The 26,041-nt window shown below is 71.4% G+C and carries 17 protein-coding genes and 1 pseudogene; 9 read left to right on the top strand and 9 right to left on the bottom strand.

Translation table 11 applies throughout. The annotated features are described in order from the left end of the window. Positions 1 to 73 precede the first annotated feature (73 nt). Both WHN02_RS27275 and mce read right to left on the bottom strand, forming a co-directional pair. The gene (locus tag WHN02_RS27275) at positions 74 to 1,345 is read right to left on the bottom strand and encodes a cell division protein DivIVA (protein ID WP_434741467.1); all 1,272 of its coding nucleotides are present in this window, start codon (positions 1,343 to 1,345) and stop codon (positions 74 to 76) included. Positions 1,346 to 1,599: 254 nt separating this feature from the next. Next, positions 1,600 to 2,073, bottom strand: a complete 474-nt coding sequence (mce, locus tag WHN02_RS27270) for a methylmalonyl-CoA epimerase (RefSeq protein WP_434741466.1) — start codon at positions 2,071 to 2,073, stop codon at positions 1,600 to 1,602. A 62-nt stretch (positions 2,074 to 2,135) separates the two neighbouring features. On the opposite strand from mce, the gene WHN02_RS27265 reads away from it, so the two are divergent. The 6 genes and pseudogenes from WHN02_RS27265 to WHN02_RS27240 form a co-directional block, all read left to right on the top strand. Beyond that, positions 2,136 to 3,329 carry an acetyl-CoA C-acetyltransferase gene (locus WHN02_RS27265; RefSeq protein WP_434741465.1) on the top strand — a complete coding sequence of 398 codons (1,194 nt, stop codon included), beginning with the start codon at positions 2,136 to 2,138 and terminating at the stop codon, positions 3,327 to 3,329. Between the two features lie 104 nt (positions 3,330 to 3,433). Further along, on the top strand, positions 3,434 to 4,366 hold the full coding sequence (gene meaB, locus WHN02_RS27260) for a methylmalonyl Co-A mutase-associated GTPase MeaB (RefSeq protein WP_434744098.1): 933 nt from the start codon (positions 3,434 to 3,436) through the stop codon (positions 4,364 to 4,366). A gap of 136 nt (positions 4,367 to 4,502) precedes the next feature. Continuing rightward, a complete protein-coding gene (locus tag WHN02_RS27255; protein WP_434741464.1) occupies positions 4,503 to 4,916 on the top strand; it encodes an Asp23/Gls24 family envelope stress response protein in 414 nt (137 codons plus the stop codon). Positions 4,917 to 5,043: 127 nt separating this feature from the next. Further along, positions 5,044 to 6,732 (top strand): acyl-CoA mutase large subunit family protein, encoded by a 1,689-nt coding sequence (locus WHN02_RS27250; protein ID WP_434741463.1) that lies wholly within the window; start codon positions 5,044 to 5,046, stop codon positions 6,730 to 6,732. A 99-nt stretch (positions 6,733 to 6,831) separates the two neighbouring features. Next, on the top strand, positions 6,832 to 7,752 hold the full coding sequence (locus WHN02_RS27245) for a tetratricopeptide repeat protein (RefSeq protein ID WP_434741462.1): 921 nt from the start codon (positions 6,832 to 6,834) through the stop codon (positions 7,750 to 7,752). 92 nt (positions 7,753 to 7,844) lie between these two features. Continuing rightward, positions 7,845 to 8,751: pseudogene (locus WHN02_RS27240) on the top strand (arginase family protein); the annotation flags it as partial. A 195-nt stretch (positions 8,752 to 8,946) separates the two neighbouring features. On the opposite strand, the gene WHN02_RS27235 reads toward WHN02_RS27240, so the two are convergent. Continuing rightward, on the bottom strand, positions 8,947 to 10,905 hold the full coding sequence (locus WHN02_RS27235; protein WP_434741461.1) for a penicillin-binding transpeptidase domain-containing protein: 1,959 nt from the start codon (positions 10,903 to 10,905) through the stop codon (positions 8,947 to 8,949). A gap of 287 nt (positions 10,906 to 11,192) precedes the next feature. Between WHN02_RS27235 and WHN02_RS27230 the strand changes: the two genes are divergently transcribed. Next, positions 11,193 to 16,271 (top strand): NAD-glutamate dehydrogenase, encoded by a 5,079-nt coding sequence (locus tag WHN02_RS27230; RefSeq protein ID WP_434741460.1) that lies wholly within the window; start codon positions 11,193 to 11,195, stop codon positions 16,269 to 16,271. A gap of 28 nt (positions 16,272 to 16,299) precedes the next feature. Here WHN02_RS27230 and WHN02_RS27225 read toward each other — a convergent pair whose 3' ends face one another. From WHN02_RS27225 to WHN02_RS27215, 3 genes are all read right to left on the bottom strand, one after another. Next, a complete protein-coding gene (locus WHN02_RS27225) occupies positions 16,300 to 16,974 on the bottom strand; it encodes a class F sortase (protein WP_434741459.1) in 675 nt (224 codons plus the stop codon). 1 nt (position 16,975) lies between these two features. Beyond that, complete coding sequence (locus WHN02_RS27220) at positions 16,976 to 18,070, bottom strand: hypothetical protein (RefSeq protein ID WP_434741458.1); 1,095 nt, start codon at positions 18,068 to 18,070, stop codon at positions 16,976 to 16,978. A gap of 364 nt (positions 18,071 to 18,434) precedes the next feature. Continuing rightward, positions 18,435 to 19,931, bottom strand: coding sequence for a hypothetical protein (locus WHN02_RS27215; RefSeq protein ID WP_434741457.1), 1,497 nt, complete (start codon positions 19,929 to 19,931; stop codon positions 18,435 to 18,437). Positions 19,932 to 20,414: 483 nt separating this feature from the next. Here WHN02_RS27215 and WHN02_RS27210 point away from each other — a divergent pair, with 483 nt between their 5' ends. Continuing rightward, entirely contained in the window at positions 20,415 to 22,208 is a 1,794-nt protein-coding gene (locus WHN02_RS27210; RefSeq protein WP_434741456.1) for a glycoside hydrolase family 6 protein, read from the top strand. Positions 22,209 to 22,352: 144 nt separating this feature from the next. Here the strand turns inward: WHN02_RS27210 and WHN02_RS27205 are convergent, their stop codons facing one another. The 3 genes from WHN02_RS27205 to WHN02_RS27195 form a co-directional block, all read right to left on the bottom strand. Continuing rightward, positions 22,353 to 22,718 carry a hypothetical protein gene (locus WHN02_RS27205; protein ID WP_434741455.1) on the bottom strand — a complete coding sequence of 122 codons (366 nt, stop codon included), beginning with the start codon at positions 22,716 to 22,718 and terminating at the stop codon, positions 22,353 to 22,355. Positions 22,719 to 22,838: 120 nt separating this feature from the next. Next, on the bottom strand, positions 22,839 to 23,690 hold the full coding sequence (locus WHN02_RS27200) for a hypothetical protein (RefSeq protein ID WP_434741454.1): 852 nt from the start codon (positions 23,688 to 23,690) through the stop codon (positions 22,839 to 22,841). 13 nt (positions 23,691 to 23,703) lie between these two features. Then, the gene (locus WHN02_RS27195; protein ID WP_434741453.1) at positions 23,704 to 24,369 is read right to left on the bottom strand and encodes a hypothetical protein; all 666 of its coding nucleotides are present in this window, start codon (positions 24,367 to 24,369) and stop codon (positions 23,704 to 23,706) included. Positions 24,370 to 24,528: 159 nt separating this feature from the next. On the opposite strand from WHN02_RS27195, the gene WHN02_RS27190 reads away from it, so the two are divergent. Further along, complete coding sequence (locus WHN02_RS27190) at positions 24,529 to 26,016, top strand: catalase (RefSeq protein ID WP_434741452.1); 1,488 nt, start codon at positions 24,529 to 24,531, stop codon at positions 26,014 to 26,016. The last annotated feature ends 25 nt before the right edge of the window (positions 26,017 to 26,041 follow it).

Raw genomic sequence — 26,041 nt, 5'->3', positions numbered from 1 at the left:
GCGGGGTCACACCGGTCACCCGGTGTCACCCCGCGCCCTGTCGCATGCCCCGCAGCAGTCCCCGCGGCGGCCGTCAGTTGGACTTCTCCGCGGCGACCCGCTCCTGCCCACCCTCGGCCGGGGCCGGAGCGGGGGCGTTCTCCGCCTTCTCGGCCGACTGGCCCGGCGGGACGCCCGGCACGATCCCGGCGAGACCGGAGAGCATCTGGCCGAGCTGCGAGGTGACGGCGTCCTTCTGCCGGGTGAGGTCCTCGACCTCGCGGCGGGCGGCCTGCGTGGTCAGCTCCGCCTCGGTCCGCGCCTCGGTGAGCAGCCGCTTCGCCTCCGCCTTGGCCTCGTTGAGGGTCTTCTCCGACAGCGCCTTGGCCTTGTCGACGGTCTCGTTGGCGGTCCGCTCCGACTCGACCCGGCGCGCCTCGGCCCGCTGCTCGATCTCCTTGGCCCGTTCCTGGGCGGCGCGGGCGCGTTGCTCGGCCTCGCTGACCAGCTTCTGGGTCTGCGTGACCTGGGCGGCGTGCCGCTCCGACTCCTCCCGCTCGGCCTTCTCCCGACGCTCGGCGAGTTGCAGTTCGAGCGCCTGGAGGTCCTTGTCCCGCTTGTCCCGGGCGTCGGTGAGCAGCTTGGTCGCCTCGGCGCGCTTCTCCTCCGCCTCGCGGGCGGCCTTGGCCCGCTGCTGGGTGATCTCCCGCTCGGCGGTCGCCCGCAGCGTCGCCACCTCACGCTCGACGGTCGACTTGAGCTCCGCCACCTCGTGAGCGGTGACGGTACGCAGCTGCTTGGTCTCCCGCTCGGCGTCGGAGCGCAGGGTGTCGGCCTCCCGGCGGGCCTGCACCCGGACCTCGGCGGCCTCCCGCTCGGCGGCGGTCCGGACCCCGCCCGCCTCCCGCTCGGCGGTGGCCTTCATCGCGGCGGCCTCGGCGCGGGCCTTGTCGGTGATCTCGCGCGCCTCGAGCCGGGCGGCGGAGAGGATGCCCTCAGACTCGCGCTTGGCCTCGTTGCGGTGGTCGTTCGCCTGCTCCTCGGCCAGCCGCAGGATCTGCTCGACCCGGGTGCCCAGGCCCGACAGGGTCGGCCGGCTGTTCTCCTCGAGCTGCTTGTTGGTCTCGGTGATCTTCTGCTCGAGTGCGGCCTGGCGCTGCTCGGCCTGGCGGAGCCGGCGCTGTGCGTCGTTCATCCGCTGCTCGGCCTCGGCCCGGGCCTGCTCGGACTGGGTCAGCGCGGCGGTGAGCCGTCCGATGAAGTCGTCGACCTGTCCGACGTTGTATCCGCGCAGGCCAACGGTGAAATCCGGCTGCGAGTTCGCGTTATCGAAGAACGCAAGAGGGGAGGACTGCTGCTGGGGCATTGGGACATACTCGCAGACGCCCCAGGGTGCTTCGCAAGAGTGGTCGCCGCTTTCGTGTCCTCTTTACATGGTCAAGTCCCTGGGCGATCTTGGCAGGTCCCCGGCCCGCCGGACGGCCTCGTCGGGCCGCCCGAATTGGGGCCGGGGACCGGTGGTAACGCTTTGTCACGACAGCCGGAATGGGCATCGGGTCTCCGGTGTGGAAAACAATCGACGTCCTCGGCGCAATGGCCGACGGCCGGCCGCCGAACCGGTCAGTGCTCCTCGGCCGGCTGGACCAGCTCGACCAGGACCCCGCCGGCGTCCTTCGGGTGCACGAAGTTGATCCGGGAACCCCCGGTGCCACGGCGCGGGGAGTCGTAGAGCAGGCGTAGTCCCCGCTCGCGCAGCGCCGCACCGGCGACGTCGACATCGGCCACGGTGTATGCCACCTGCTGCACGCCGGGTCCGTTGCGGTCGAGGAACCGGGCGATCGTCGACTCCGGGGTCAGTGGGGCGAGCAGCTGTACGCACCCGCCCTCGGCGGTCGGTCCGACCGCCAGCATCGCCTCGCGTACGCCCTGCTCGGCATTGGTCTCGACGTGCACGCAGCGCATTCCGAAGGTACGTCGGTAGAAGTCGATCGCCGCGTCCAGGTCGGCGACGGCGATGCCGACGTGGTCGATACGGAGCAGCCCGATCCCTGTGAGATGTTCCGCAGCGGGCTCGACGGGGGTGTTCTCAGCCATGGCGCTAGTCTGGCCGAACAATCGTTCAGGCGTACAGGTCGGCACCCCCCTCGGAGGCAGGTATGGCTTCGGTGATCGTCAGCGGCGCGCGGACCCCGATGGGCCGCCTGCTGGGAAACCTCAAGGACCTCTCCGCGACCGAGCTCGGCGGTGTCGCGATCCGGGCGGCGTTGGAACGCGCCGGCGTCGCCCCCGACCAGGTGCAGTACGTGATCATGGGGCAGGTGCTCCAGGCCGGTACGGGACAGATCCCGGCCCGCCAGGCGGCGGTGGCGGCCGGTGTGCCGATGTCCGTACCGGCCCTGACGGTCAACAAGGTGTGTCTGTCCGGCCTGGACGCGATCGCCCTGGCCGACCAACTGATCCGGGCCGGCGAGTTCGACATCGTGGTCGCCGGGGGCATGGAGTCCATGACCAACGCCCCGCACCTGCTCCGGGGCCAGCGCTCCGGATACAAGTACGGTGACGTGACGCTCGCCGACCACATGGCGCTCGACGGGCTCTCCGACCCGTGGGACGACTGCTCGATGGGGGAGTCCACCGAGCGGCACGGTGCCCGGCACGGCATCACCCGCGCCGACCAGGACACCTTCGCCGCGGCCAGCCACCAGCGGGCCGCCGCGGCCCAGAAGAACGGGCACTTCGCCGACGAGATCGCCCCGGTCGTCATCCCGCAGCGCAAGGGCGAGCCCCTGGTGATCAGCGAGGACGAGGGGATCCGCCCGGACACCACCGCCGAGTCGCTGGGCCGGTTGCGGCCGGCCTTCGCCCCGGACGGCACGATCACCGCCGCGACGTCCTCGCCGATCTCCGACGGGGCGGCGGCGGTCGTGGTGATGAGCAAGGCCAAGGCGAAGGAGCTGGGACTGACCTGGCTGGCCGAGGTGGGCGCGCACGGCAACGTCGCCGGGCCGGACAACTCCCTGCACTCCCAGCCGGCCAACGCCATCACCCACGCGTTGCGCAAGGCCGGACTGGCCGTCGCCGACCTGGACCTGATCGAGATCAACGAGGCGTTCGCGCAGGTCGGTATCCAGTCCACCCGTGACCTCGGGGTCAGCCCCGACCTCGTCAACGTCAACGGTGGGGCGATCGCCCTGGGGCATCCGATCGGCATGTCCGGGGCCCGGCTGGTGCTCACCCTCGCGCTGGAGCTTCGGCGGCGGGGCGGCGGCACCGGCGCGGCGGCGCTCTGCGGCGGCGGTGGCCAGGGCGACGCACTGATCATCCACGTGCCGGCGGGCGGCGAGAGCTGACCGTGGGCGGACGCGTCGAGGAGCCCGCCCCGGGTTCCGTAGCCACGGGTGGCGCACCGCCGTCCACCCCTGGTCCGGTCCGCCGGAGTCGGGACGTACCCCATCTGGTGGCGCGGGCGCGCGACGGTGACCCCCGCGCGGTGGCCCGACTGATCACCCTGGTCGAGTCGGGTGACCCCCTGCTGCCCGAGATCGCGGCGGCGCTGGCCCCCTTCGCCGGGCAGGCCCGGGTGGTGGGGTTGACCGGGTCGCCCGGGGTGGGCAAGTCGACCACCACGAACGAGCTGGTCCGGGCGCTGCGGGCCAGGGGACACCGGGTGGGGGTGCTGGCCGTCGACCCGTCCAGTCCGTTCACCGGCGGCGCGATCCTCGGCGACCGGGTCCGGATGCAGGACCACGCCACCGACCCCGGCGTCTACATCCGGTCGATGTCCAGCCGGGGGCACCTCGGCGGGCTCTCCGCCGCCACCCCGCAGGCGGTCCGGGTCCTCGAAGGTGCCGGCTGCGACGTCGTGCTCGTCGAGACGGTCGGGGTCGGGCAGGCCGAGGTGGAGGTCGCCTCCCTGGCCGACACCACACTCGTGCTGCTCGCCCCGGGGATGGGCGACGCGATCCAGGCGGTCAAGGCCGGCATCCTGGAGATCGCCGACATCTTCGTGGTCAACAAGGCGGACCGGGACGGCGCCGACGCCACGGTCCGCGACATCCAGGGCAACCTCGCCCTGGGGGAGCGGGGGCCCGGCCAGTGGCGTCCGCAGGTGGTGCGGACCGTCGCCGCCAGGGCCGAGGGCATCGACGACCTCGTCGCCGCCCTGGACAAGCACCGGGACTGGCTGGTCGAGCACGACGAGCTGCGCCGTCGTCGGGAGGCGCGGGCCGCCGCCGAGGTCGAGGCGATCGCGCTCGGCGCGCTGCGCGCCCGCATCGGTTCCCTCCGCGACGGTACGCAGCTCGCAGCCCTCGCCGCGAAGGTCGCCGAGGGTGCCCTCGACCCGTACACCGCCGCCGACGAACTCCTCGCCCAGCTCGGATCCTGACCGGGCTTCGCCGACCAGCCCGGTCACCGTGGGTCGCTGAACTCGACGGCCTCGTTCGACAGTCCACAGCGGAGGTCGCGGCCGGTACGCTCCTTGCGGTCGGGGCTGCCGGCCGCCGACGGCAGGGGAGTGGGACGTGAACTTCGAGAAGACCCAGGAACTGTCCCTGAACGCCGACACCGTGGCGGGTGGGCAGACGCGGATCTCCACCGAGGTGGTGGAGAAGATCGCGGTGGCAGCCACGAAGTCGGTGCCGGGCGTGGCGGAACTCGGTGGCGACCTCGCCCGGTTCGTCAACGCCGTCCTGGACCGGGTCGGCCTCGACCAGGTCGGTGACGCCCGGCGGGGTTGCTCGGCGCACATCACCGACGGGGCGGTGCTGATCAACCTGGTGCTGGTGACAGTCGCCGGACATCCGGTCCCGCAGGTGGTCGACGAGGTCAGGGCACGGGTGACCGAGGCGGTCGAGGCGTACGGGTTGCGCGTCGACGAGATCAACATCCGGGTCGACGACGTCGCCTTCACCGACGCGCCCGAGTCCGGCGCCTGACCGTACGCCTGTCGTCTCCACGCCGTACGCGCGTGCCCGGGGTGGTTGCGCGACTCGGAACTTAGCGATCGTTCAGTAGGGGCTCTACACTCGATGCCAGTCGAGGACTCATGGAGGACCCCCGCGCATGAACGCCGACGAGATCGCTGCCGGACGGGCCCGCTGGCAGGCCCGGTACGACGCCGCCCGCAAGCGGGACGCCGACTTCACCACCCTGTCCGGAATGACTGTCGACCCGGTGTACGGCCCACCGGAGGGCGTGGCCTACCCCGGCTTCGACCGGATCGGGTGGCCGGGGGAGTACCCGTACACCCGGGGGTTGCATCCGACCGGCTACCGGGGGCGGACCTGGACGATCCGGCAGTTCGCGGGCTTCGGCAACGCCCGGCAGACCAACGAGCGGTACAAAATGATCCTCGGCGCGGGTGGCGGCGGGCTCTCGGTCGCCTTCGACATGCCGACCCTGATGGGCCGGGACTCCGACGATCCGCAGGCGCTCGGCGAGGTCGGACACTGCGGGGTGGCGGTGGACTCGGCGGCCGACATGGAGGTGCTCTTCGACGGCATCGACCTGGCCCGGGTGACCACCTCCATGACGATCTCCGGTCCGGCCGTCCCGGTCTTCTGCATGTACCTGGTCGCCGCCGAGCGGCAGGGCGCCGACCCGGCCCGGCTCGACGGCACCCTGCAGACCGACATCTTCAAGGAGTACATCGCGCAGAAGGAGTGGCTCTTCGAGCCGGAACCCCACCTGCGTCTGATCGGTGACCTGATGGAGTACTGCGCCCGGGAGATCCCCCGGTACAAACCGCTGTCGGTGTCGGGCTACCACATCCGGGAGGCCGGCTCCACCGCCGCGCAGGAGCTGGCCTACACCCTGGCCGACGGGTTCGGCTACGTCGAGCTGGGGTTGTCCCGGGGGCTGGACGTGAACGTGTTCGCCCCCGGCCTCAGCTTCTTCTTCGACTCGCACGTCGACTTCTTCGAGGAGATCGCCAAGTTCCGGGCCGCCCGCCGGATCTGGGCCCGGTGGCTGCGCGAGGTGTACGGCGCCACCAGCGAGAAGGCGCTCTGGCTGCGGTTCCACACCCAGACCGCCGGGGTGTCCCTGACCGCCCAGCAGCCGGTCAACAACGTCGTACGCACCGCCGTGGAGGCCCTGGCGGCGGTGCTCGGCGGCACGAACTCGCTGCACACCAACGCCCTGGACGAGACGCTGGCCCTGCCCACCGACGAATCCGCCGAGATCGCCCTGCGGACCCAGCAGGTGCTGATGGAGGAGACCGGGGTGACGAACGTGGCAGACCCCCTCGGTGGTGCCTGGTACGTCGAGGCGCTCACCGACCGGATCGAGGCCGAGGCGGAGGAGATCTTCGCCCGGATCCGGCAGCTCGGCGGGGACGGTCCGCACCGGATCGGTCCGATGACCTCCGGCATCCTGCGGGGCATCGAGGACGGGTGGTTCACCGGGCAGATCGCCGAGTCGGCCTTCACCTACCAGCAGGCGCTGGAGAAGGGCGACAAGAGGATCGTCGGGGTCAACTGTCACACCGCCACCGTCGCCAAGGACCTGGAGATCCTGCGGATCTCGCACGAGGTGGAGGCGGCGCAGCGCCGGGAGTTGGCCGAACGCAAGACCACCCGGGACTCCGCCGCGGTCCGGGCCGCCGTCGAACGGATGGTGGCGGCGGGGCGGACGGAGGCGAACATGATCCCGGCGATGCTGGACGCGGTCCGGGCCGAGGCCACCCTCGGCGAGATCTGTGACGCGTTGCGGGGCGAATGGGGCGTCTACCGTGAACCCGCCCGCTTCTGACCCCGCCGGTCGGCGGGGTGGTGAGCAGCGGTGTGGGAGGCGACTGTCGGCGTCGCGGCTGATCCGTGTTCCGGCGCGTACGTGCGAGACTAGATAACCATGAGCGACCCACGGATCACCTCGTCGATCTTCACCCGCGGCGCGGTCGACCTCAGCGCGCTGCGCACTCCCGCACCGGCCCCTGCCCGTCCCGCCACCCCGTCCCCGACCGGCCCGGCGCCCACCGGCGTTCCGACCGGATCCGACGGCGGCGTCACAGTGATCGACGTGACCGAGGCGACCTTCCAGTCCGAGGTCCTCGAACGATCGCTGACCACACCGGTGGTGGTCGACTTCTGGGCCGAGTGGTGTCAGCCGTGCAAGCAGCTCTTTCCGGTGTTGGAGAAGCTGGCCGCCGAGGGCGGTGGGGCCTGGGTGCTCGCCAAGGTCGACGTCGACGCCAACCCCCGGCTCGCCCAGATGTTCCGGGTGCAGGGCATCCCGATGGTCTACGCGGTGGTCGGCGGGCAGCCGGTCGACGCCTTCTCCGGGGTGGTTCCGGAGGCGCAGCTGCGGCAGTGGATCCAGGCGGTCCTCACCGCCGGTGGGGTCACCGCCGAACAGCCGGGCGACCCCCGGCTCGACGAGGCCGACGACGCCCTGATGATCGGCGACCTGGACGCCGCCGAGACGGCGTACCGCAAGATCCTCGCCGAGGCGCCGACGGACGCCGCCGCCGAGGCGGGCCTGGCCCAGGTCGGGCTGGCCCGTCGGGTCGCCGGTACGGATCCGTCGGCGGCGCTCGCCGCCGCAGCGGCCGACCCGGACGCCGTGGACGCCCACCTGATCGCCGCCGACGTCGAGGTGCTCAGCGGGCAGGCCGAGGCCGCCTACGCCCGCCTGGTCGCCCTGGTCCGGCGGACCGCCGGTGAGGACCGGGACCGGGTACGCCAGCACCTGGTGTCGCTGTTCAGCGTCGCCGGCCCGGACGACCCGGCGGTCGCCTCGGCCCGGCGGGCACTGGCCAGCGCCCTGTTCTGAGCACGGTCCGGTCGTCGCGCACAGGATCGTCGTAGCGCGGGCCGGCGCCGCCGGCCCGCCTTCCGCAACCGGAGGACGGGGGGACGCAAGCCATGAGACGTCGGATCGCCGTCCTCGACGCGCCGACCAACCTCGGCCTGCGTCCGCCCACCTTCTCGTCGGTGCCGGGATGCGGGAAGGCGCCCGGGGCGCTGCGCGACCACGACCTGGTCGCCCGACTGGGCGCTCGGGACGCCGGTTGCCTCACCCCGCCCCGGTACGATCCGGGCGACTGGCGGCCCGGCGACGGGGTGTGCCACGCCCGGGAGATCGCCGGGTACTCCACCGCCCTGGCCGGTCGGATCGGTGCGATCATCGACCGGGGGGAGTTCCCGCTGGTCCTCGGCGGGGACTGCTCGGTGCTGATCGGTTCGGCGCTGGCCATGCACCGGTTGGGTGAGTCCGTCGGGGGGCGGGTCGGCCTGGTCTTCGTGGACGGTCACTCCGACTTCCGGCATCCCGGCAACGCCTCCTACGTGGGCGCGGCGGCCGGGGAGGACCTCGCCCTGGTCACCGGGCGGGGGCAGGCCGACCTGGCGGCCATCGAAGGGCGTCGGCCGTACTTCCGCGACATCGACGTGGTGGTCCTCGGCACCCGATCCCAGGACGAGTACCGCCTCGACCTGCAGGCCGCCGGCATCGTCAACCGACCCGTGCCGGAGCTGCGGGTCGAGGGTGCGGCAAGGACCGCCCAGTGGGCGCACGAGCAGCTGACCGACTGCGCCGGATACTGGGTGCACATCGACGTGGACGTCCTCGACCCGGCGGTGATGCCGGCCGTCGACGCCCCCGAACCGGGCGGCATCGCCTTCACCGAGCTGGAGATCCTCCTCGCCGGTCTGGTGGACACCCCGCACTGCCTCGGTGTGGAGCTGACCGTCTTCGACCCCGACTACGACCCGGACGGCGGGTACGCCGCCGAGATCGTCGACGCCGTGGTCGCCGGGCTCTCCCCGGTGTCCACCCTGGACGTCGACCCGCCGGGCGTACCCGGTCCGGGGCGGGAGCCGCCCCCGGGACCGGAGCCGGTGGTGCCCCGGCAACCGGCCTCCCCGGACGCCGACGCCGACGACCGCCCGGAGCCGGTGGCGGGGGAGGCCCGACCCTGAACCGCCGGTCGTCGGGCGTCCGGCCCCCTTCCGGGACCGGCGGTGGTCACCGGGGGAGGGCGCGCAGGAAACGTCCGGCGGCCGGTACGGCGCTGTCGCCGCTGGACCCGCCCTGCTCGACGAAGACGGCGAAGGCGACGTCACCCTGCCAGCCGACGAACCAGGAGTGGGTGTTGGCCGGGTCGTCGTCGTACTCGGCGGTGCCGGTCTTGCCGTGCACCGGGCCGCCGGGCACGTCGGCGAGCGCCTTGGCGGTGCCCACCGTCACCACCTGCCGCATCATCGTCCGCAACGGCTCGACCGACTCGGCCCGCAGCTGCGGGCCGGGGGCGGCCGGCTGCGCCGGGGCGGGATCGGTCACCAGCTTCGGCTGTTCCCACCGGCCGCGGGCCACCGCCGCCGTGGCCGCCGCCATGGCCATCGGGCTGACCACGGTCGTGCCCTGACCGAAGGCGGCGGCGGCCTGCTCGGGTCCGGAGCCGCCGGTGGAGACCTTGCCGGTGAACACGTCGGTGCCCAGGTCCCAGCTGCCCTCCAGGCCGAGGGTCCGGCCGGTCTCGGCGAGGCCCTCCGGGCCGAGCTGCGGGGCCAGGGCGGCGAAGGAGGTGTTGCAGGACCGGGCGAAGTGGGTGCGGAACGGGACCGAGCCCAGGTCGAAGTCGTCGGCGTTGGAGAAGGACCGGCCGTCGACGGTGAACGTCTTCGGACAGTCCACCCGACCGTCGAGGGTGACGGCACCCTTGTCGAGCAGGCTGAGCGTGCTGACCATCTTGAACGTGGAGCCGGGCGGGACCTGCGCGGAGAGGGCGAGGTTCTCCCCGGCCGCCCCCGGGCCGTTGGCCACCGCGAGCACCGCGCCGTCGCTGATCCGTACCGCCACCAGCGCCGCCCGGCGCTTCTCGGCGCGCAGCGCCCCGTCGGCGGCGTTCTGGGTCCGTACGTCGAGGGTGGTCCGCAGGGGTTGCCCCGGCTGCGGTTCCGCGGTGAACAGGGGCTCCTCGGCGGTCACCTCGGTCCCGTCGGGTCGGGTCTGCCGGACCACCACCGAGGCTCCGGGTACGCCGCGCAGCCGCTCGTCGTACCGGCTCTGGAGCCCACCGTGGCCCACCAGGTCACCTCGGGCGTACCGGTCGGGATGGGCCTGGAGGTCCTCGGCGGTCGCCGGGTCGACGGTGCCCAGCAGCGCCCGGGCGAACTCCCGGGTCGGGGCCAGGTCGAGGTCCTCGGTGCGGAACTTCGTGCCGGGCAGGTCGCGGATCCGGGCCCGGATCTGGTCGTAGGCGTCCCGGCGGAGGGTGAGCACCTCGACGAAAGCCTCCGGATCGGCCCCGGAGATGCGTTCGGGCAGGTCGGAGAGGTCGACCGCCGGGGTGATCGGGGGTTTGACGGCCCGGAACGCGGCGGTCAGGTCCCGGGTGAGTCGTGCGGCGTCGGTGACCTCGCTCGGCTGCACACCGATCCGGACCACGGGTCGGGGGGTGACGATCGGTTCACCGGCGCCGTCCAGGACCGCCGACCGGGTGGGGCGTTCCCGCTGCAGCGCCAGCCGGTCACCCTTGGTGAGCTGTTCGTGCATCACCTTCGGCTCCCAGATCACCTGCCAGCCGTCGTCGGCGCCACGGCGTAGCCGGACCTCGCGGTCGTAGCCCCACCGGATGTCGCCGGGGAGGGTCCACTCGATCCGTACCCCGGCGGTGGCGAGATCCTGGGTGACCGTCGGATCGCCGGTCCGGTGCAGCTCGGGCGGGGTCTTGGCCAACTCCCCGGAGAGCTGTTGGATCTCGGCGGACACCTCCTCGGCCCGGAGCCGGGCCCCGGTGGGGTCGATGAACCCGAGTTCGTGGAGGTCGCCGGAGCGCCATCCGGCGAGAAAGGCGTCGACGCTCCGTTCCGGCCCGTCACTGTCCGAACACCCCACCAGCGCCCCGCCGGCCATCAGCACGGCGGCGAACGCGGCGACGCGTCGGCGGACCCGACGACGGGGGGACAGGTGTACGCGTGCCATTGGCAGCTCCCTGGGGTCGCGGTCGCCCCGCCACGTTAGTACGACCCGACCAGCTCCCACCGGCCCGTCTGTCCTGCGGCCCGACGAAGTGAGCACGAGACCGGTGTGATGAAAATCCCGCGACTGGGTATCCACCAGCCGTTCGCCCAGCTACCCACCAGGGGTGAAAGGACTTCAACCCCGATCCAGACGTCCGGCAGGTGGTCCACCGAGCAGCTCAGAGATCGGCGGGCCTAGGCTGGGCGGGAGAGTGACCCACAACGCGGTGGGTTGAGGGGAGTGCACCAATGGACCGGCGTCCGGCGATCAAACCGGGTCCCGACTTCCGGCTGGTTGACACCGGCCGAGGCGACGACAGCTTCGACACCGCGACCGACACCGACGGCGACGGCCGACTCGACACCGGAGTGACCGGGATGACCGGTTCGAGTGTCGACACGCTGTACGACCTCGGGCTACCCCCGGAGGCCCTGGCCGACGACGTGGAGGACGCCGAGCTCGACGAGCCGGTCCCCAACGCGGAGCGGCTCGTGGCCCAGGCGGTGGCCCTGGCCGGGGAGGACCACGACGCGGCCACCCTGGTCAGTCGGTTCTGGCGGTTCGCGCCGGACGAGGAGCTGATCGGCTTCACCCCGGAGGAGATGCTCGACGCGGCCCGGGACCACCGGGACCTCGCCCAACAGCGGGTCCCCGGCGAACTGCGGCTGCGCATCCACGCCCCCGCCGACGACCAGCACCACACGGTCATCGAGATCGTCACCGACGACATGCCGTTCCTGGTCGACTCGGTGACCGCGCTGCTCAATTCCCACCACCTCGACGTACACATGCTGGTCCACCCGCTGGTGGTGGTCCGGCGGGAACCCCTGGGTCGGCTCACCGAGGTCTCCGCCGACGTGGAACCCGACGACGCGATCGCCGGGGACCTGGTGGAGAGCTGGATGCGGATCGAGGTCGACCCGATCCGCGACGGCCGCCAGCGTGACCGGCTGCGCGGCGAGTTGCAGCGGGTCCTCACCGACGTGCGGGAAGCGGTGGAGGACTGGCCGAAGATGCGTCAGCGGGCCATGGCCCTCGCCGACGACCTCGCCTCGGCCCGGACCTCGCAGGACCGCCCGCCGGTGCCGGAGAAGGACATCACCGACTCCGTGGAGCTGCTCCGCTGGCTCGCCAACGACCACTTCACCTTCCTCGGTTACCGGGAGTACCGGCTGGTGGACGCCCCGTCGGACGGTCCGGAGGGGGCCGCCGGGGGCAAGGCGCTGGAAGCGGTCCTCGGCACCGGGCTGGGCATCCTGCGTCAGGACGCCCAGGAGGCGCGGGCGCTGGCCTCGATGACCCCCGAGGCGCACGAGAAGGTGCTGGAGAAGCGCCTGCTGATCATCACCAAGGCGAACTCGCGGGCCACGGTGCACCGCTCGGCGTACCTGGACTACGTCGGATTCAAGATCTTCGACGCCGACGGTCAGGTGGTCGGGGAGCGTCGGTTCCTCGGGCTCTTCTCCACCGCCGCGTACCGGACCAGCGTCCGGGAGCTGCCGGTGGTCCGCCGTAAGGTCGCCGAGGTGTTGGACCGTTCCGGTCTGAGCCAGCGCAGCCACTCCGGCAAGGACCTGCTCCAGATCCTGGAGACCTACCCGCGCGACGAGCTGTTCCAGATCAAGACCGAGGACCTGTACCACGCGGTGATCGGCGTCCTGCGGATGGCGGGCCGTCGGCAGCTGCGGGTCTTCCTGCGTCGCGACGCGTACGGGCGGTTCATCTCCTGCCTGATCTACCTGCCCCGGGACCGGTTCACCACGCAGAACCGCCTGCGGATGCAGGACATCCTGCTGCGGGAGCTCAACGGACTCGGGGTGGACTACACCACCCGGGTGACCGAGTCGATGCTGGCCCGGGTGCACTTCATCGTCCGTACCGACCCGCACAACCCGCTCGGCGCGATCGACGCCGACCTGCTGGCCGAGGAGCTGGCCGACGCCACCCGACTCTGGGATGACGACTACCGGCTGGTCCTGGAGCGCAAGCTCGGCGACGAGCAGGCCAAACACCTGTTCAACAGGTACGCCGACGCGTTCCCGGAGGGGTACAAGGACGGGCACACGCCGTACGAGGCGATGAAGGACCTGGCCAAGCTGGAGCTGCTGGAGGAGCCCGGCCAGCTGGAGATGCACCTGTTCCGCAAGCAGTTCGCCGCCCGACCGGGGCAGCGCGGTGCGGACGTCGACGAGACGCTGAACGTCCGGTTCAAGGTCTACCGGTACGGCGAGCCGATGATGCTCTCGGCCGTCCTGCCGGTGCTGCACTCCCTCGGCGTGAAGGTGATCGACGAGCACCCGTACGAGGTGGACCGGATCGACGGCCGGATCTGGCTGTACGACTTCGGGCTGCACCTGCCCGAGGGGCACCAGGAGCTGGCCGAGGTACGCCCGCACGTGGAGAACGCCTTCGCCGCCGCCTGGCGGGGGGAGGCCGAGGTCGACGGCTTCAACGAGCTGGTCCTGCGGGCCGGGCTGACCTGGCGTCAGGTGGTGGTGCTGCGCGCCTACGCCAAGTACCTGCGTCAGGCGGGGACGGTCTTCTCCCAGGACTACGTGGAGTCGACGTTCACCGCGAACCCGTCGATCGCCGCACTGCTGGTGGAGCTCTTCGAGGTCCGGTTCGACCCGGAGGCGGAGCTGGAGGCCACCGACCGGGCGACCCGTAGCCGGGAGCTGGTCGAGGCGATCGGCGAGGCGTTGGACGAGGTGGCCAGCCTCGACCAGGACCGGATACTGCGGTCGTACCTGACGATGATCCAGGCCACCCTGCGGACCAGCTTCTACCAGAAGCGGGCCGACGGGCGACCCAAGTCGTACGTGGCCTTCAAGCTGGACCCGCAGGCCATCCCGGACCTGCCGGCCCCCCGTCCCAAGTTCGAGATCTTCGTCTACTCGCCCCGCTTCGAGGGGGTGCACCTGCGGTTCGGCCCGGTGGCCCGGGGCGGGTTGCGCTGGTCCGACCGGCGGGAGGACTTCCGGACCGAGGTGCTGGGTCTGGTCAAGGCGCAGATGGTGAAGAACGCCGTGATCGTCCCGGTCGGTGCCAAGGGCGGCTTCGTCCTCAAGCAGAAGCCGGGCGACCGGGACGAGGCGGTGGTCTGCTACAAGGCCTTCATCTCCGCCCTGCTCGACGTCACCGACAACATCGTCAGCGGGGACATCGTCCCCCCGGACGACGTGGTCCGGCACGACGGGGACGACCCGTACATGGTGGTGGCGGCGGACAAGGGGACCGCCACGTTCTCCGACATCGCCAACGAGATCTCCGCCGGGCACGAGTTCTGGCTGGGTGACGCGTTCGCCTCCGGCGGGTCCGCCGGGTACGACCACAAGAAGATGGGCATCACCGCGAGGGGTGCCTGGGAGTCGGTCAAACGGCACTTCCGGGAGCTGGGTCACGACACCCAGAAGCAGGACTTCACAGTGGTCGGCGTCGGCGACATGTCCGGTGACGTGTTCGGCAACGGGATGCTGTTGTCCGAGCACATCCGGCTGGTGGCGGCCTTCGACCACCGGCACCTCTTCATCGACCCGGACCCGGACGCGGCCACCTCGTACGCCGAGCGCAAGCGGCTGTTCGACCTGCCCCGCTCCTCGTGGGAGGAGTACGACAGGGACCTCATCTCCGCCGGTGGGGGCGTGTACTCGCGTACCGCCAAGTCGATCCCGATCACGCCGCAGGTCCGGGGGGCGCTCGGGTTGTCCGACGACGTCACCCAGCTCAGCCCGCAGGACCTGATGAAGGTGATCCTCACCGCCCCGGTGGACCTGTTCTGGAACGGCGGTATCGGCACCTACGTCAAGTCGTCCGGCGAGACCAACGCCGAGGTGGGGGACAAGTCCAACGACGCGATCCGGGTGGACGGCAAGAGCCTGCGCTGCCGGGTGGTCGGCGAGGGCGGCAACCTGGGCTTCACCCAGCACGGGCGGATCGAGTACGCCCTCTCCGGCGGCCGGATCTACACCGACTTCATCGACAACGCGGCCGGGGTGGACTGCTCCGACCACGAGGTGAACATCAAGATCCTGCTGAACACGGCGGTCGCCGACGGGGAACTCGACGTCCCGGAGCGCGACGAGTTGCTCGCCGAGATGACCGACGAGGTCGCCGAGCTGGTGCTGCGGGACAACTACGACCAGGCGCGGGCGATCAACAACTCGCAGGCGCAGGCCGGTCCGCTGCTGCCGGTGCACCGGCGGATGATCAGCGAGCTGGAACGCTCAGGTGGGCTCAACCGGGCGCTGGAGGGGTTGCCCTCGGACGAGGAGCTGGCGGTCCGGGCCGAGACCGGGCTGACCGCGCCGGAGTTCGCCGTCGTGCTGGCGTACGTCAAGATCGCGCTGGAGCGGGAGATCCTCACCGAGGGGATCGCGGACGAGGAGTGGACGACCGACGTCCTGGTCAACTACTTCCCGACGCCGATGCGCAAGCGGTTCGCCGACCGGATGGGCCGGCACCGGCTGCGCCGGGACATCGTGACCACGGTGTTGGTCAACGAGGCGATCAACCGGGGAGGCATCTCCTTCGTCTACCGGGTGGTCGAGGAGACGGCCGCCTCGGCGGCGGACGTGATCCGGGCGTACGTGGTGGTCCGCGAGGTGTTCGGGCTTCGCCGGCTCTGGGACGCGGTCGAGGCGCTGGACAACCGGATCGACCCGGAGCTGCAGACCAGCGTCTACCTGGACACCCGGCGACTGCTGGACCGGGCGGTGCGGTGGTTGGTGACCAACCGGCGTTCGCCGCTGGACGTCCCGGCGGAGATCGACCGCCTGCGGGCCGGGGTGGCCCAGCTGCTGCCCCGGATGGAGACGCTCTTCTACGGCGACGAGCGGGAGTCGATCGCCGCGAAGATCGACGATTCGACCCGCAAGGGGCTGCCACGGGAGCTGGCCGAGCAGGCCACCCGGATGATGTACAGCTTCGGCCTGCTGGACGTGGTGGAGACCGCCACCGAGACCGGCAAGGACGTGGGCGAGGTGGCCTCGATCTACTTCGTCCTCTCCGACCGGTTCCGGGTCGACACCCTGCTGTCGAAGATCTCCCTGCTGCCCCGGGAGGACCGGTGGCAGACCCTGGCCCGGATGGCGCTGCGGTACGACCTGTACGCCGCACTGGCCGCGCTCACCGCCGAGGTGCTCGGCTCCACCCCGGAGAGCCTCCCGCCGCACGAGCGGGTGCTCCAGTGGGAGCAGTCGAACGCCACCTCCATCCACCGGGCACAGCGGGCGATGGGGGAGTTCGACGAGTCCCGGTCGGATCTGGCCGCCCTGTCCGTGCTGTTGCGACAGATCCGTACCCTGGTGCGGACCTCCTCGGCCACCTGACGGACCGGTCCCGGCGCGCACCCGCCGGTCACCGGGCGGGGCTGGCGAAGACGACGGTGTTCTCAAGGTAGGACTGCGCCTTCTGGTCGAACTCCCCGCCACAGGTGACCAGCCGCAGGCCGGGCCGGTCGTTGGGGCCGTACACCAGGTCGGTGGGAAAGGCCGTCTTCGGGTACGACCGCACCTCGTCGACGGTGAACACGACGCTCCGGCCGTCCTGCCGGCCGACCTCGATGGTGCTGCCCGGTTGCAGGGCGCCGAGTTCCCAGAAGACGGCCGGACCGTCCCGGTTGTCCACGTGACCGATGATCACCGCGTTGCCGACTTCACCGGGGCTGGCCCCCTTGGCGTACCAGCCGGTGAGGTGGGACTGCTCCAGGGGCGGGGTCTGGACGGTGCCGTCCGGGTTCGTTCCGAGCTGCATCACCTGGGCCTGCACCCCGATCTGCCGGATCGACACGGTGGTCGGCTGGGACCGGGGCAGGGCGGGCGTCCCGCCCTGGGCGGCCTCCTGTCCGGCGGGCAGGTCCGGGTCGACGTAGGCGGTCCGTCCGCTGTCCGGGCGTGGGGGCCGGGGGTCTGCGTCGGGACTGGTCGCCACGCCCAGCAGCGCCGCACCGGCCATGGCGACGGCGAGGAGGACGGCCGCGCCGGCGGCGCGCCACGGGGTTCCGTGACGGCCGCCGGCCCGGATCATCCTCACGTCAGACCAGGGACTCATCGGTCCGACGCCGGCGCATCAACACGATGCCCCCGAGCGCCGCGGCGCCCAGCATCCCGGCTCCGCCGGCGGCCATGCCCGTGTCGGTCCCGGTGCTGCCGGCACCGGCCTCGACGCCGCCACGCGGCAGGACCACGAGCTCGCCCTCGCCGCACGACCCCTTCAGGTCGTACGCACCCGGCTCGGCGTCCCACGGGATCTTGACCTCGGCGAAGTACACGAACTCACGCTCGTGCGAGCGCTCGTCCGACTCCTCGCCCTTGTGGCCGCCCCGGTTGCCCTCGTCCTCGCGGGCCCCGTGCTTGTCGCCCTCGTTCTCGTTGCCCTCGTGCTTGTTGCCCCCTTCGTTGCGGGCGTCGTCCTTCTTGCCCTCTTCGTTGCGGGCGTCGTCCTTCTTGCCTTCGTCCTTCTTGGCCTCGTCGGCGTTCTGCTCGTTGCGAGCCTCGTCCTTCTTGGCCTCGTCCTTCTTGCCTTCGTCCTTCTTGGCGTCGTCGGCGGCGCCGCCGCCCCAGCCGCCGGACTTGGCCTCGTCCTGGCTGCTCTCCTCCCAGGAACCCTTGTCCTCCCAGGGCCGCTCGTTCTCGCCGCCCTGCTCCTCGGACCGGCCGTTCTCGCCGTCCTTCTCGCCGTTGCGGCCTTCGTGCTCGCTCTTCTCGCCGTCGCGGCTGTCCTCGTCGCGCTGGCCCTTCTCGCCGTCGCGGCTGTCGCGTTCGCCCTTCTCGCCGTTGCGGCCTTCGTGCTCGCTCTTCTCGCCGTCGCGGCTGTCCTCGTCGCGCTGGTTGCCGTGCCAGTCGCCCCGGTCCCCGCGGTCCTGCTGCTCGGCCTTGTGGAGCTTGACCTTGCCGGTCACCTTCGACCAGACGAAGGCCTCCTCCTGCGCCGTCGGGCAGACCTCGACGAGCTTGACCTTGTGCCCGGCCTTGACGACCTCGGGCTCGGCCAGCACGTAACCCTTCTTGTGGTGCTCGGCGTCCGGCTTGCCACCGTCGGCGAAAGCGGTGGCCGGCGCGAACACCAGCAGCGACGCGCCACCCAGAGCGGCACCCGCGACAACCTTCCCGAGCATCTTGTTAGCCATGACCTGAGTCACTCCATCCCATTTCGTCCTGAACCCGGCGACAGCCGAGCTACGACAGACGTTAGACCGATTCGCGAGTTATAAGAGGAAAAACTCGCGTTTTAATACCTCCTGGGTGACCGACCCGGTTCGGCCCCGAGCGCGGCCTGCCGGCGGGTACCTCCCCGTACGCGGCGTGCCGATCGGGCGCTCCCCCTTTCGTGTCCGCCGGTGGGGGCGTGCCCGTACGCGGCCTGCGGCGGGAGCATCCCCGTCCGGGGTCCGCCGGTAGGGCCGTCCCGGGACGACGCCTCCGGGGTGATCACCCTCGATCACCCCGGAGGCGTCCGGATCGTCCCGGTCGGCGGGAGGGTCCCCCGTGGGGTCAGCGGAAACAGGCCTGGACCGATGCAGCGCCCCCCTGGCAGTTGGTGGGCCGGTTGTCGGTGAGCCCGGTCTTGTCGTCGACGTTGATCCGGAGGTGACGGCCGGACACCCCGCCCGGAGCGTGCACCGAGCGGTTCTCGGTGACCCGGCTGCCGAAGAGGCTGAGCTGCCCGCCGGTGGCGTGGATGCCACCGCCGGTCGAGCGCGCCCCGACGGCACCGTTGCCGGTCAGCTCGCTGTGGCGGACCGGGACGTTCGACCTGTCGACGAACAACCCGCCGCCGTTGCCGTGCGCGGTGTTGGCCCGGACGATGCTCTGGTCGAGGGTGGCCAGGCCCCGGGACGTCCAGATGCCGCCGCCGTCGCCGGTCGCCACGTTCTCCTTGACCTGGAGACCGCGCATCGCGACGGTGGCGTCCCCGTTGGCGATGCCGCCGCCGACCCGCGCGGTGTTCCCGACCACCTCGGTGTCCCACACCCGGGTCCGGGCCGAGAAGCTCGCCATCCCGCCGCCCTGGTCGGCGTGGTTCTGCTCGAAGCTGCTGCCACTGACGTCGGCGGCCCCACGGAAGTTGGCGAACCCGCCGCCGAGCGACTTGGCGCTGTTGCGGGTGAACGTCGACCCGCTCATGGACAGGACGCCGCCGTTGAGGATCCCGCCGCCCCGGCCGGTACGGGCGGTGGCGGCGTTGTCGGTGAAGGTGCTGTCGACGACCCGGAGGTTGCCGTCGTTGAAGACCGCTCCGCCCCCGCCCGTCGCTGACAACGAGATGCTCTGGGTGATCGTGACCCCCTCCAGCACCGCGTTGGCGCCGTGCACGACGTGCACACTGCCGCCCTCGGCGACCGAACGCCCGTTGCGCAGCGTGACGTCGGTCAGTCGAAGGTCGCCGCCGTCACGGACGGTGAAGAACCGGAACTCGGCCGCTCGGGAGTCCCGGGTGATGGTGGCGCCCTCGCCCCGGATGGTGATCGGGTGGTAGACCACCGGCAGGCCGGAGCTGTTGTCCCGCCGGACCTGGGCCGGGGACCGCTCCGGTCGGGCCGGCGCCCCGCCGTTCTCCGCCTGGTCGGCGGCCTCCCGGGCGTCACGGACGCCTCCGTCGAACCGGTCGTCGTCGAAGGCCCCCTCGGTGAGCACGTAGGTGCACCGTGGCGCGAGCTGGAGGGTGCCGCCGCCCTGGGTGTCGGCGTGCAGGAGGGCGGCGACGAGCTTGGCCGCGTCGCAGGGCACCTTCGTCACCTCGCCCGGCCCCCGGGCGTCGGAGTCGGTCCTGCGGTCGCCGTCACGGGCTGCGGTGTCCTGACCGAGCATGATCGAGGCGGGGGTGGTGAGGACCGTACCCAGCACGCCGCTGCCGCCGCCGGCCAGTGCGACGCCGGCCGTGCCGGCGATCAGGCTGCCCGCCACGAGCCCTCCGGCGAGCAGCTGCCGGCGGGTGGTCCGGGCGCGGGACCGGCTGAGCTTCTCGTGGCTGCCTCGGAACGTGGACATCAACTTCCTGCCTTTCGCCGATGACGCGGGCCGTGCCGCAGTGGCACGGAGTGGCTGAACTTCTCTCGCAGTCACTTCCGCCACCGTACGGGCATAACGGACATTACGGAGCAATATGAAGAAACTATGCAAATCTTCTTAGGGTGTCCTCCCCGGGAGGATTTGTGACGCGGAGATTTCCCCTGCTGGCCGAGGTGGAGGGTATAATTAATCGAGACGTTGCCATGGAAGCGCTCCCATGCAAGAATCGCTGCACGCGGTTACGGAGCTACACCGCGAAGGCAGATGTCGAGGGCAGGCCGGTGCGCCGGTACGACACTCCGCCGCCGGTCGGTTACGCCGACCGTGACACCACCACCAAGCCCGTCCGGGTCGGGCACCCCCGAAATCCCGAAGGCACCGACGGCCGTCCACAGCGGATGTCGCCGGAGCCGCACCGCCGGGTCGATAGTGGATCCGGTCTCGCCCAAGGAGATCACTGGCATGAACGTGTGGAGAAGGCTGTCCGGCCAGCGCCGGGCACTCGCGCTGGCCGGCGCGGGGGCCCTGGTCGCAGGCGGACTGGTGACCCTCCCGGTCACCGCGGCGCACGCCGCGACGCAGTGTGACGTGACCTGGACGACCAACGACTGGCAGGGCGGCTTCACCGCCAACGTCACCATCAAGAACATCGGCGACCCCGTCAACGGCTGGACGCTCGGCTGGACGTTCCCCAACGGCAGCCAGCGTGTCCTGCAGGGCTGGTCGGCGGAGATCACCCAGTCCGGCAGCCAGGTGACGGCCCGGAGCCTGTCGTACAACGGTTCGCTGGCCACCGGCGCGTCGACGAGCTTCGGCTTCAACGGCTCGTGGAGTGGCAGCAACCCCAAGCCGACCTCGTTCACCCTGAACGGCACCGTCTGCAACGGCGGCACCACGAACCCGACCACCCCGCCGACCACGCCTCCCACCACCCCGCCGACGACTCCGCCGACGACGCCCCCCACCACCCCGCCGACGACCAACCCGCCGACCGGGTCCAAGGTGGACAACCCCTACCTGAACGCCCAGGGGTACGTGAACCCGGAGTGGCGCGCTCGGGCCAACTCGGTCGCGGGTGGCAACCGGATCTCCGGCACCTCCACCGCCGTCTGGATCGACCGGATCGCGGCGATCGAGGGTACCGACAACAGCCAGTCCAACGGCCCGATGGGCGTGCGTGACCACCTGGACGAGGCGCTGCGGCAGAACGCCCAGTACATCCAGTTCGTCATCTACAACCTCCCCGGCCGCGACTGCGCCGCCCTCGCCTCCAACGGTGAGCTGAAGGCGGACGAGCTGCCCAAGTACAAGGCCGAGTACATCGACCCGATCCGGGCGATCCAGGCCGACGCCAAGTACCGCAACCTGCGGATCATCAACATCATCGAGATCGACTCGCTGCCGAACCTGGTGACCAACACCTCCGGCAACCCGGGCGGCACCGCGATGTGTGACACCGTGAAGGCCAACGGTGCCTACGTCAACGGCGTCGGCTACGCCCTGGCGCAGCTCGGCTCGATCCCGAACGTCTACAACTACATCGACGCCGCCCACCACGGCTGGATCGGCTGGGACAGCAACTTCACCCCCACCGCCAACATCCTGCGTGACGCCTCCCGCGCCTCCGGGGCCACCGCGGCCCACGTGCACGGGTTCATCGTGAACACCGCGAACTACTCGGCGCTCCGCGAGCCGTACGTCAAGATCACCGACTCGGTGAACGGGCAGTCCGTCCGGCAGTCCAAGTGGATCGACTGGAACCAGTACAACGACGAGCTCTCCTTCGCCCAGGCCTTCCGTAACGAGCTGGTCCGGGTCGGCTTCGACTCCAGCATCGGCATGCTGATCGACACCTCCCGCAACGGCTGGGGCGGCACCGCCCGGCCCACCGGCGCGGGCCCGACCACCAGCGTCGACGCCTACGTCAACGGCGGTCGGGTGGACCGGCGGATCCACGCCGGCAACTGGTGCAACCAGGCCGGTGCCGGTCTCGGCGAGCGGCCGAAGGCCGCCCCCGAGCCGGGCATCGACGCCTACGTCTGGGTGAAGCCCCCGGGTGAGTCGGACGGCTCCAGCCGGGAGATCCCGAACAACGACGGCAAGGGCTTCGACCGGATGTGCGACCCGACCTACACCGGTAACGCCCGCAACGGCAACAGCATGAGCGGTGCCCTGCCGGACGCCCCGATCTCGGGTGCCTGGTTCCCCGCGCAGCTCACCGAGCTGATGCGCAACGCGTACCCGCCGCTGAGCTGAGCTGACGGGTCTCGCCTGCCCGCCGCGTCGGTAGTGAGGCACCGACCGGCAGGTTCCCCAGGGGCCCCGGTCCGACCGAAACCGGTCGGACCGGGGCCCCGCCCGGCGTGACGTCCCCGCCGGGCCGGTGTGTGGCGAACTCGGTCAGGGGACGGTCCGCTCGACCGCCGCGTTGCCGTGCTCGGCCAGGTCCCGCCTGGCCCGGTCCAGGTTCTCCGCCGTGGGATCCTGCCCCCGGGCCGCTACCAGGTCCGCCGGCTCCCACTCCTGCTCACCACCGGTGCGGATGTGCTTCCCGCCGGCTCCCGTCCCACCCCCGTACGGGTCGCCGATCAGGTCGTCGGTCTCCGCCGACGTGGCAGGCCGGTCACCGGGGCCGGTGAACCCGGGGTCGTTCCGGTCGGCACCGCCACCGGTCCGCAGCTGCGGCACGGTGCTCTCGTCGTCGACCGCGGCGGCGGCCTCGGGAGTCTCCTCCAGCGGTCGGCGGTTCTGGTCCCGGTCGGTCATGACGCTGCCCTCCTACCCTCGTCCGCGACGGGTACCCGGTCCGCCCCCAGCCATGCCCACCACGACGACGCACCGCCGGCGAGCCGCGAAGCGCTCACCGGCGGTGCGTCGTCGTACGGGTCAGCGACCGAGCACCCGGTCCAGGAAGTCCCGGTACTGGCGTACCGCGACCCGCAGGTCCTCGGTGTCGGCGGAGTCGGCGTCCTGCCAGCTGCCGAGCTTCTCCTTCTGCGCGGCGAGCGCGGCGGCGAGCGCCTGGATCGCCTCGTCGACCAGGGACTGGGCCTGCCCGGCGGCGGCCTTCGGGTCGTCGACGAAACGCAGCTGCACGTCCCGCCACCGGTCCCGGAAGCCCTGGGCGGTCTCCGAAGCGAAGAGGGTGGCCGCGCCGCCCGGGACGGTCTCGGTGCCGCCCTTGGCGGCGTCCCCGAGTCCGGTCTTCCCGTCGGCGTCCGGGTCGACCATCGTCGGTGCGGGCCGGCCGTAACCGGCCGCGCCGGTGTCCTCGGTGGCGTCCCGGTCCGCGACGGTCTCGTCGCCCCGGTCGGCGTGCCGGCCCACCGGACCGCCCTGGTGCAGCCGGTCGGCGGCGGTCGGGTCGGCCCGCTCGTCGTCGAACCTGTCGGTACGTCCCGGCGCGCCGTCTCCGGGGCGGGCGGTCTCCTCGCCGCGCGGGTCGCGCTCGTCCTCGGGCCGGTCACCGGCCATCGCCGAGGCGGCCACGGCCCCGCCGACGGTGGTGGCACCGAAGGTGGTCGGGACCGGGGCCGGCTCGTGGAAGTCCGGGCGGGCGTCCCGCCCGTCGGCGACCTTCGGGTCGTCGAAGGTGCCGCGGTCGTCGAGCGCGTCCTCGGGCCCGTCGGCACGGTTACCGGGGCGGCCGTTGCTCGTGGCCCCCTCCGGCACCGGAACCGGCGTGGACCGGACGGCCTCGGGGTGGTCCTGGGTCACCTGCTGCTCGTTCTGACGCATCCTGGCTTGCCTCTCAACGGGTCGGGACGTCGTGCGGGGTCCGCTGCTGCGGGGGCGACGTGGGGTGGGACTCGGTCGGGCTCGGCTGGTCGGCCGACTCGGAGTGGGACGTCGGGGTCGTGCCCGGCTGCGCGGGCCGGGACCCGACCGGCTCGGTCCCGAGCAGGTCGGCGAAGAGCGCGCGGTAGTGCACGATGGCCTGACGCAGGTCCTCGGTGCTCGCCTCGCCTCGGGCGTTGCGCTCGTGGATCTCGTGGGCGTCCCGGTAGTGCCCCAGCGTCCGGGCGTGCTCGACGGACAGGTGGGCGATCTGGTCCGAGAAGTCCCCGGTCGGGTAGCCACGCTCCGAGATCAGCCGGGTGACCAGTTCGTGGGCGTCGGAGACCGTCTCGTGGGGCGAGTCGACGAAGCGGACCTGGAGTTCCTCCCAGGCCGCCGCGTACCGGTCCCGAGCCTCGGGGGAGAGGGGGGTGAGGGTGAGTTCGGCGTGTCGGCGCTGGCGGTCCCGCAGCTCGCGCTCGGCCGCGCTGCGACTGCTCTGTTCCGCTACCGCCCGGTCGTACTCCGGGCCGAACCGTTGGCGCAGCGCCCGCCGCCGACCGGCGATCACCAGGGCTGCGGCCACCGCCGCGACCACCAGTACGACGAGCACCAACACGATTACCTGCGTGGACGTCATGGCTCCTCCTTCGTCCTCTGGTATTCCCTGCTTCCGGTGATCGCCAATCCCGATCCGCACACTTTCCTCAGATGGGTCGGATGGGTCGGATGGGTAAGGAGGAACAGGTGGGACGGCGGAATGCCGTCGACTGGTGCCCACCGAGCAGGAGGAGAAGCGATGAGCGAGCAGGTCGACAAGCCGGTCCTCACCACCCGGCAGGGCCATCCCGTGCACAACAACCAGCAGCAGCGGACGGTCGGCTCACGGGGGCCGGCGACGATGGAGAACTACCACTTCCTGGAGAAGATCAGCCACTTCGACCGGGAGCGGATCCCGGAGCGGGTGGTGCACGCCCGAGGTTTCGTGGCGCACGGGGAGTTCGAGGCGTACGGCACCATCGGCGACGAGCCCGCCTCGGCGTACACCCGGGCCAAGCTTTTCCAGACCCGGGGCGCCAAGACTCCGGTGACGGTACGCTTCTCCACTGTCATCGGCGGCCGGGACTCCTCCGAGGCGACCCGCGACCCCCGGGGCTTCGCTGTGAAGTTCCGTACCGAGGACGGCAACTGGGACCTGGTCGGCAACAACCTGCCGGTCTTCTTCATCCGGGACGCCGTCAAGTTCCCGGACGTGATCCACGCCCTCAAGCCGGACCCGGTCACCTTCCGACAGGAGCCGAACCGGATCTTCGACTTCATGTCCGGGACCCCCGAGTCGATGCACATGCTGACCTGGCTGTTCAGCCCGCGTGGCATCCCTGCCGACTACCGACGGCAGGAGGGCTTCGGGGTCAACACCTACCGGATGGTCGACGCCGCAGGTGAGGGCGTCCTGGTCAAGTACCACTGGAAGTCGCAGCAGGGCGTCGAGTCGCTGACCGAGGAGCAGGCGGCGGCGATCCAGGCCACCGAGCTGGGACACGCCTCCCGCGACCTGTACGAGGCGATCGAGCGCGGCGAGTACCCACGGTGGGAGCTCAACGTCCAGATCATGAGCGACGACGAGCACCCGGAGCTGGACTTCGACCCGCTGGACGACACCAAGACCTGGCCGGAGGACGCCTTCCCGCTGCGCCCGGTCGGGATGATGACGCTGAACCGCAACGTCGCCAACGTCCACAACGAGAACGAACAGATCGCCTTCGGCACCGGCGTACTCGTCGACGGGCTGGAGTTCTCCGACGACAAGATGCTGGTGGGCCGGACCTTCTCCTACTCGGACACCCAGCGGTACCGGGTCGGCCCGAACTACCTCCAACTGCCGATCAACGCACCCCGCCCCGACGTGGCGGTCGGCACCAACCAGGAGGGCGGTCCGATGTCCTACCACGTGGACGATCGGGGCGACAACCCGCACATCAACTTCGAGCCGTCCTCGGTGGCCGGGTTGCGCGAGGCCGACGAGTCCTACCGGGAGCACCGGCCCTTCGTGTCGGGCCAGGTCGTGAAGGCGCCGATCGAGCGGCGGAACGACTACGCCCAAGCCGGTGAACACTTCCGCACCATGCCCGAGTGGGAGCGCGACGACCTGGTGAAGAACCTGGTCACGCAGCTGGAACAGTGCGACCGGCACATCCAGGAGAAGATGCTCTGGCACCTGCGCCAGTGCGACGAGGCGTACGGAGGGCGGGTGGCCGAGGGACTCGGCCTCGGCGCGCAGTCCTGACCCCCGGAGCGGATCGGGCGCCCCG

The organism is Micromonospora sp. SH-82 (assembly GCF_051132485.1).
In the GTDB taxonomy this organism is placed as follows: Bacteria; Actinomycetota; Actinomycetes; order Mycobacteriales; family Micromonosporaceae; genus Micromonospora.
Note: the sequence above shows the minus strand (reverse complement) of the source record. Positions and strands in the feature narration are given on the sequence as shown.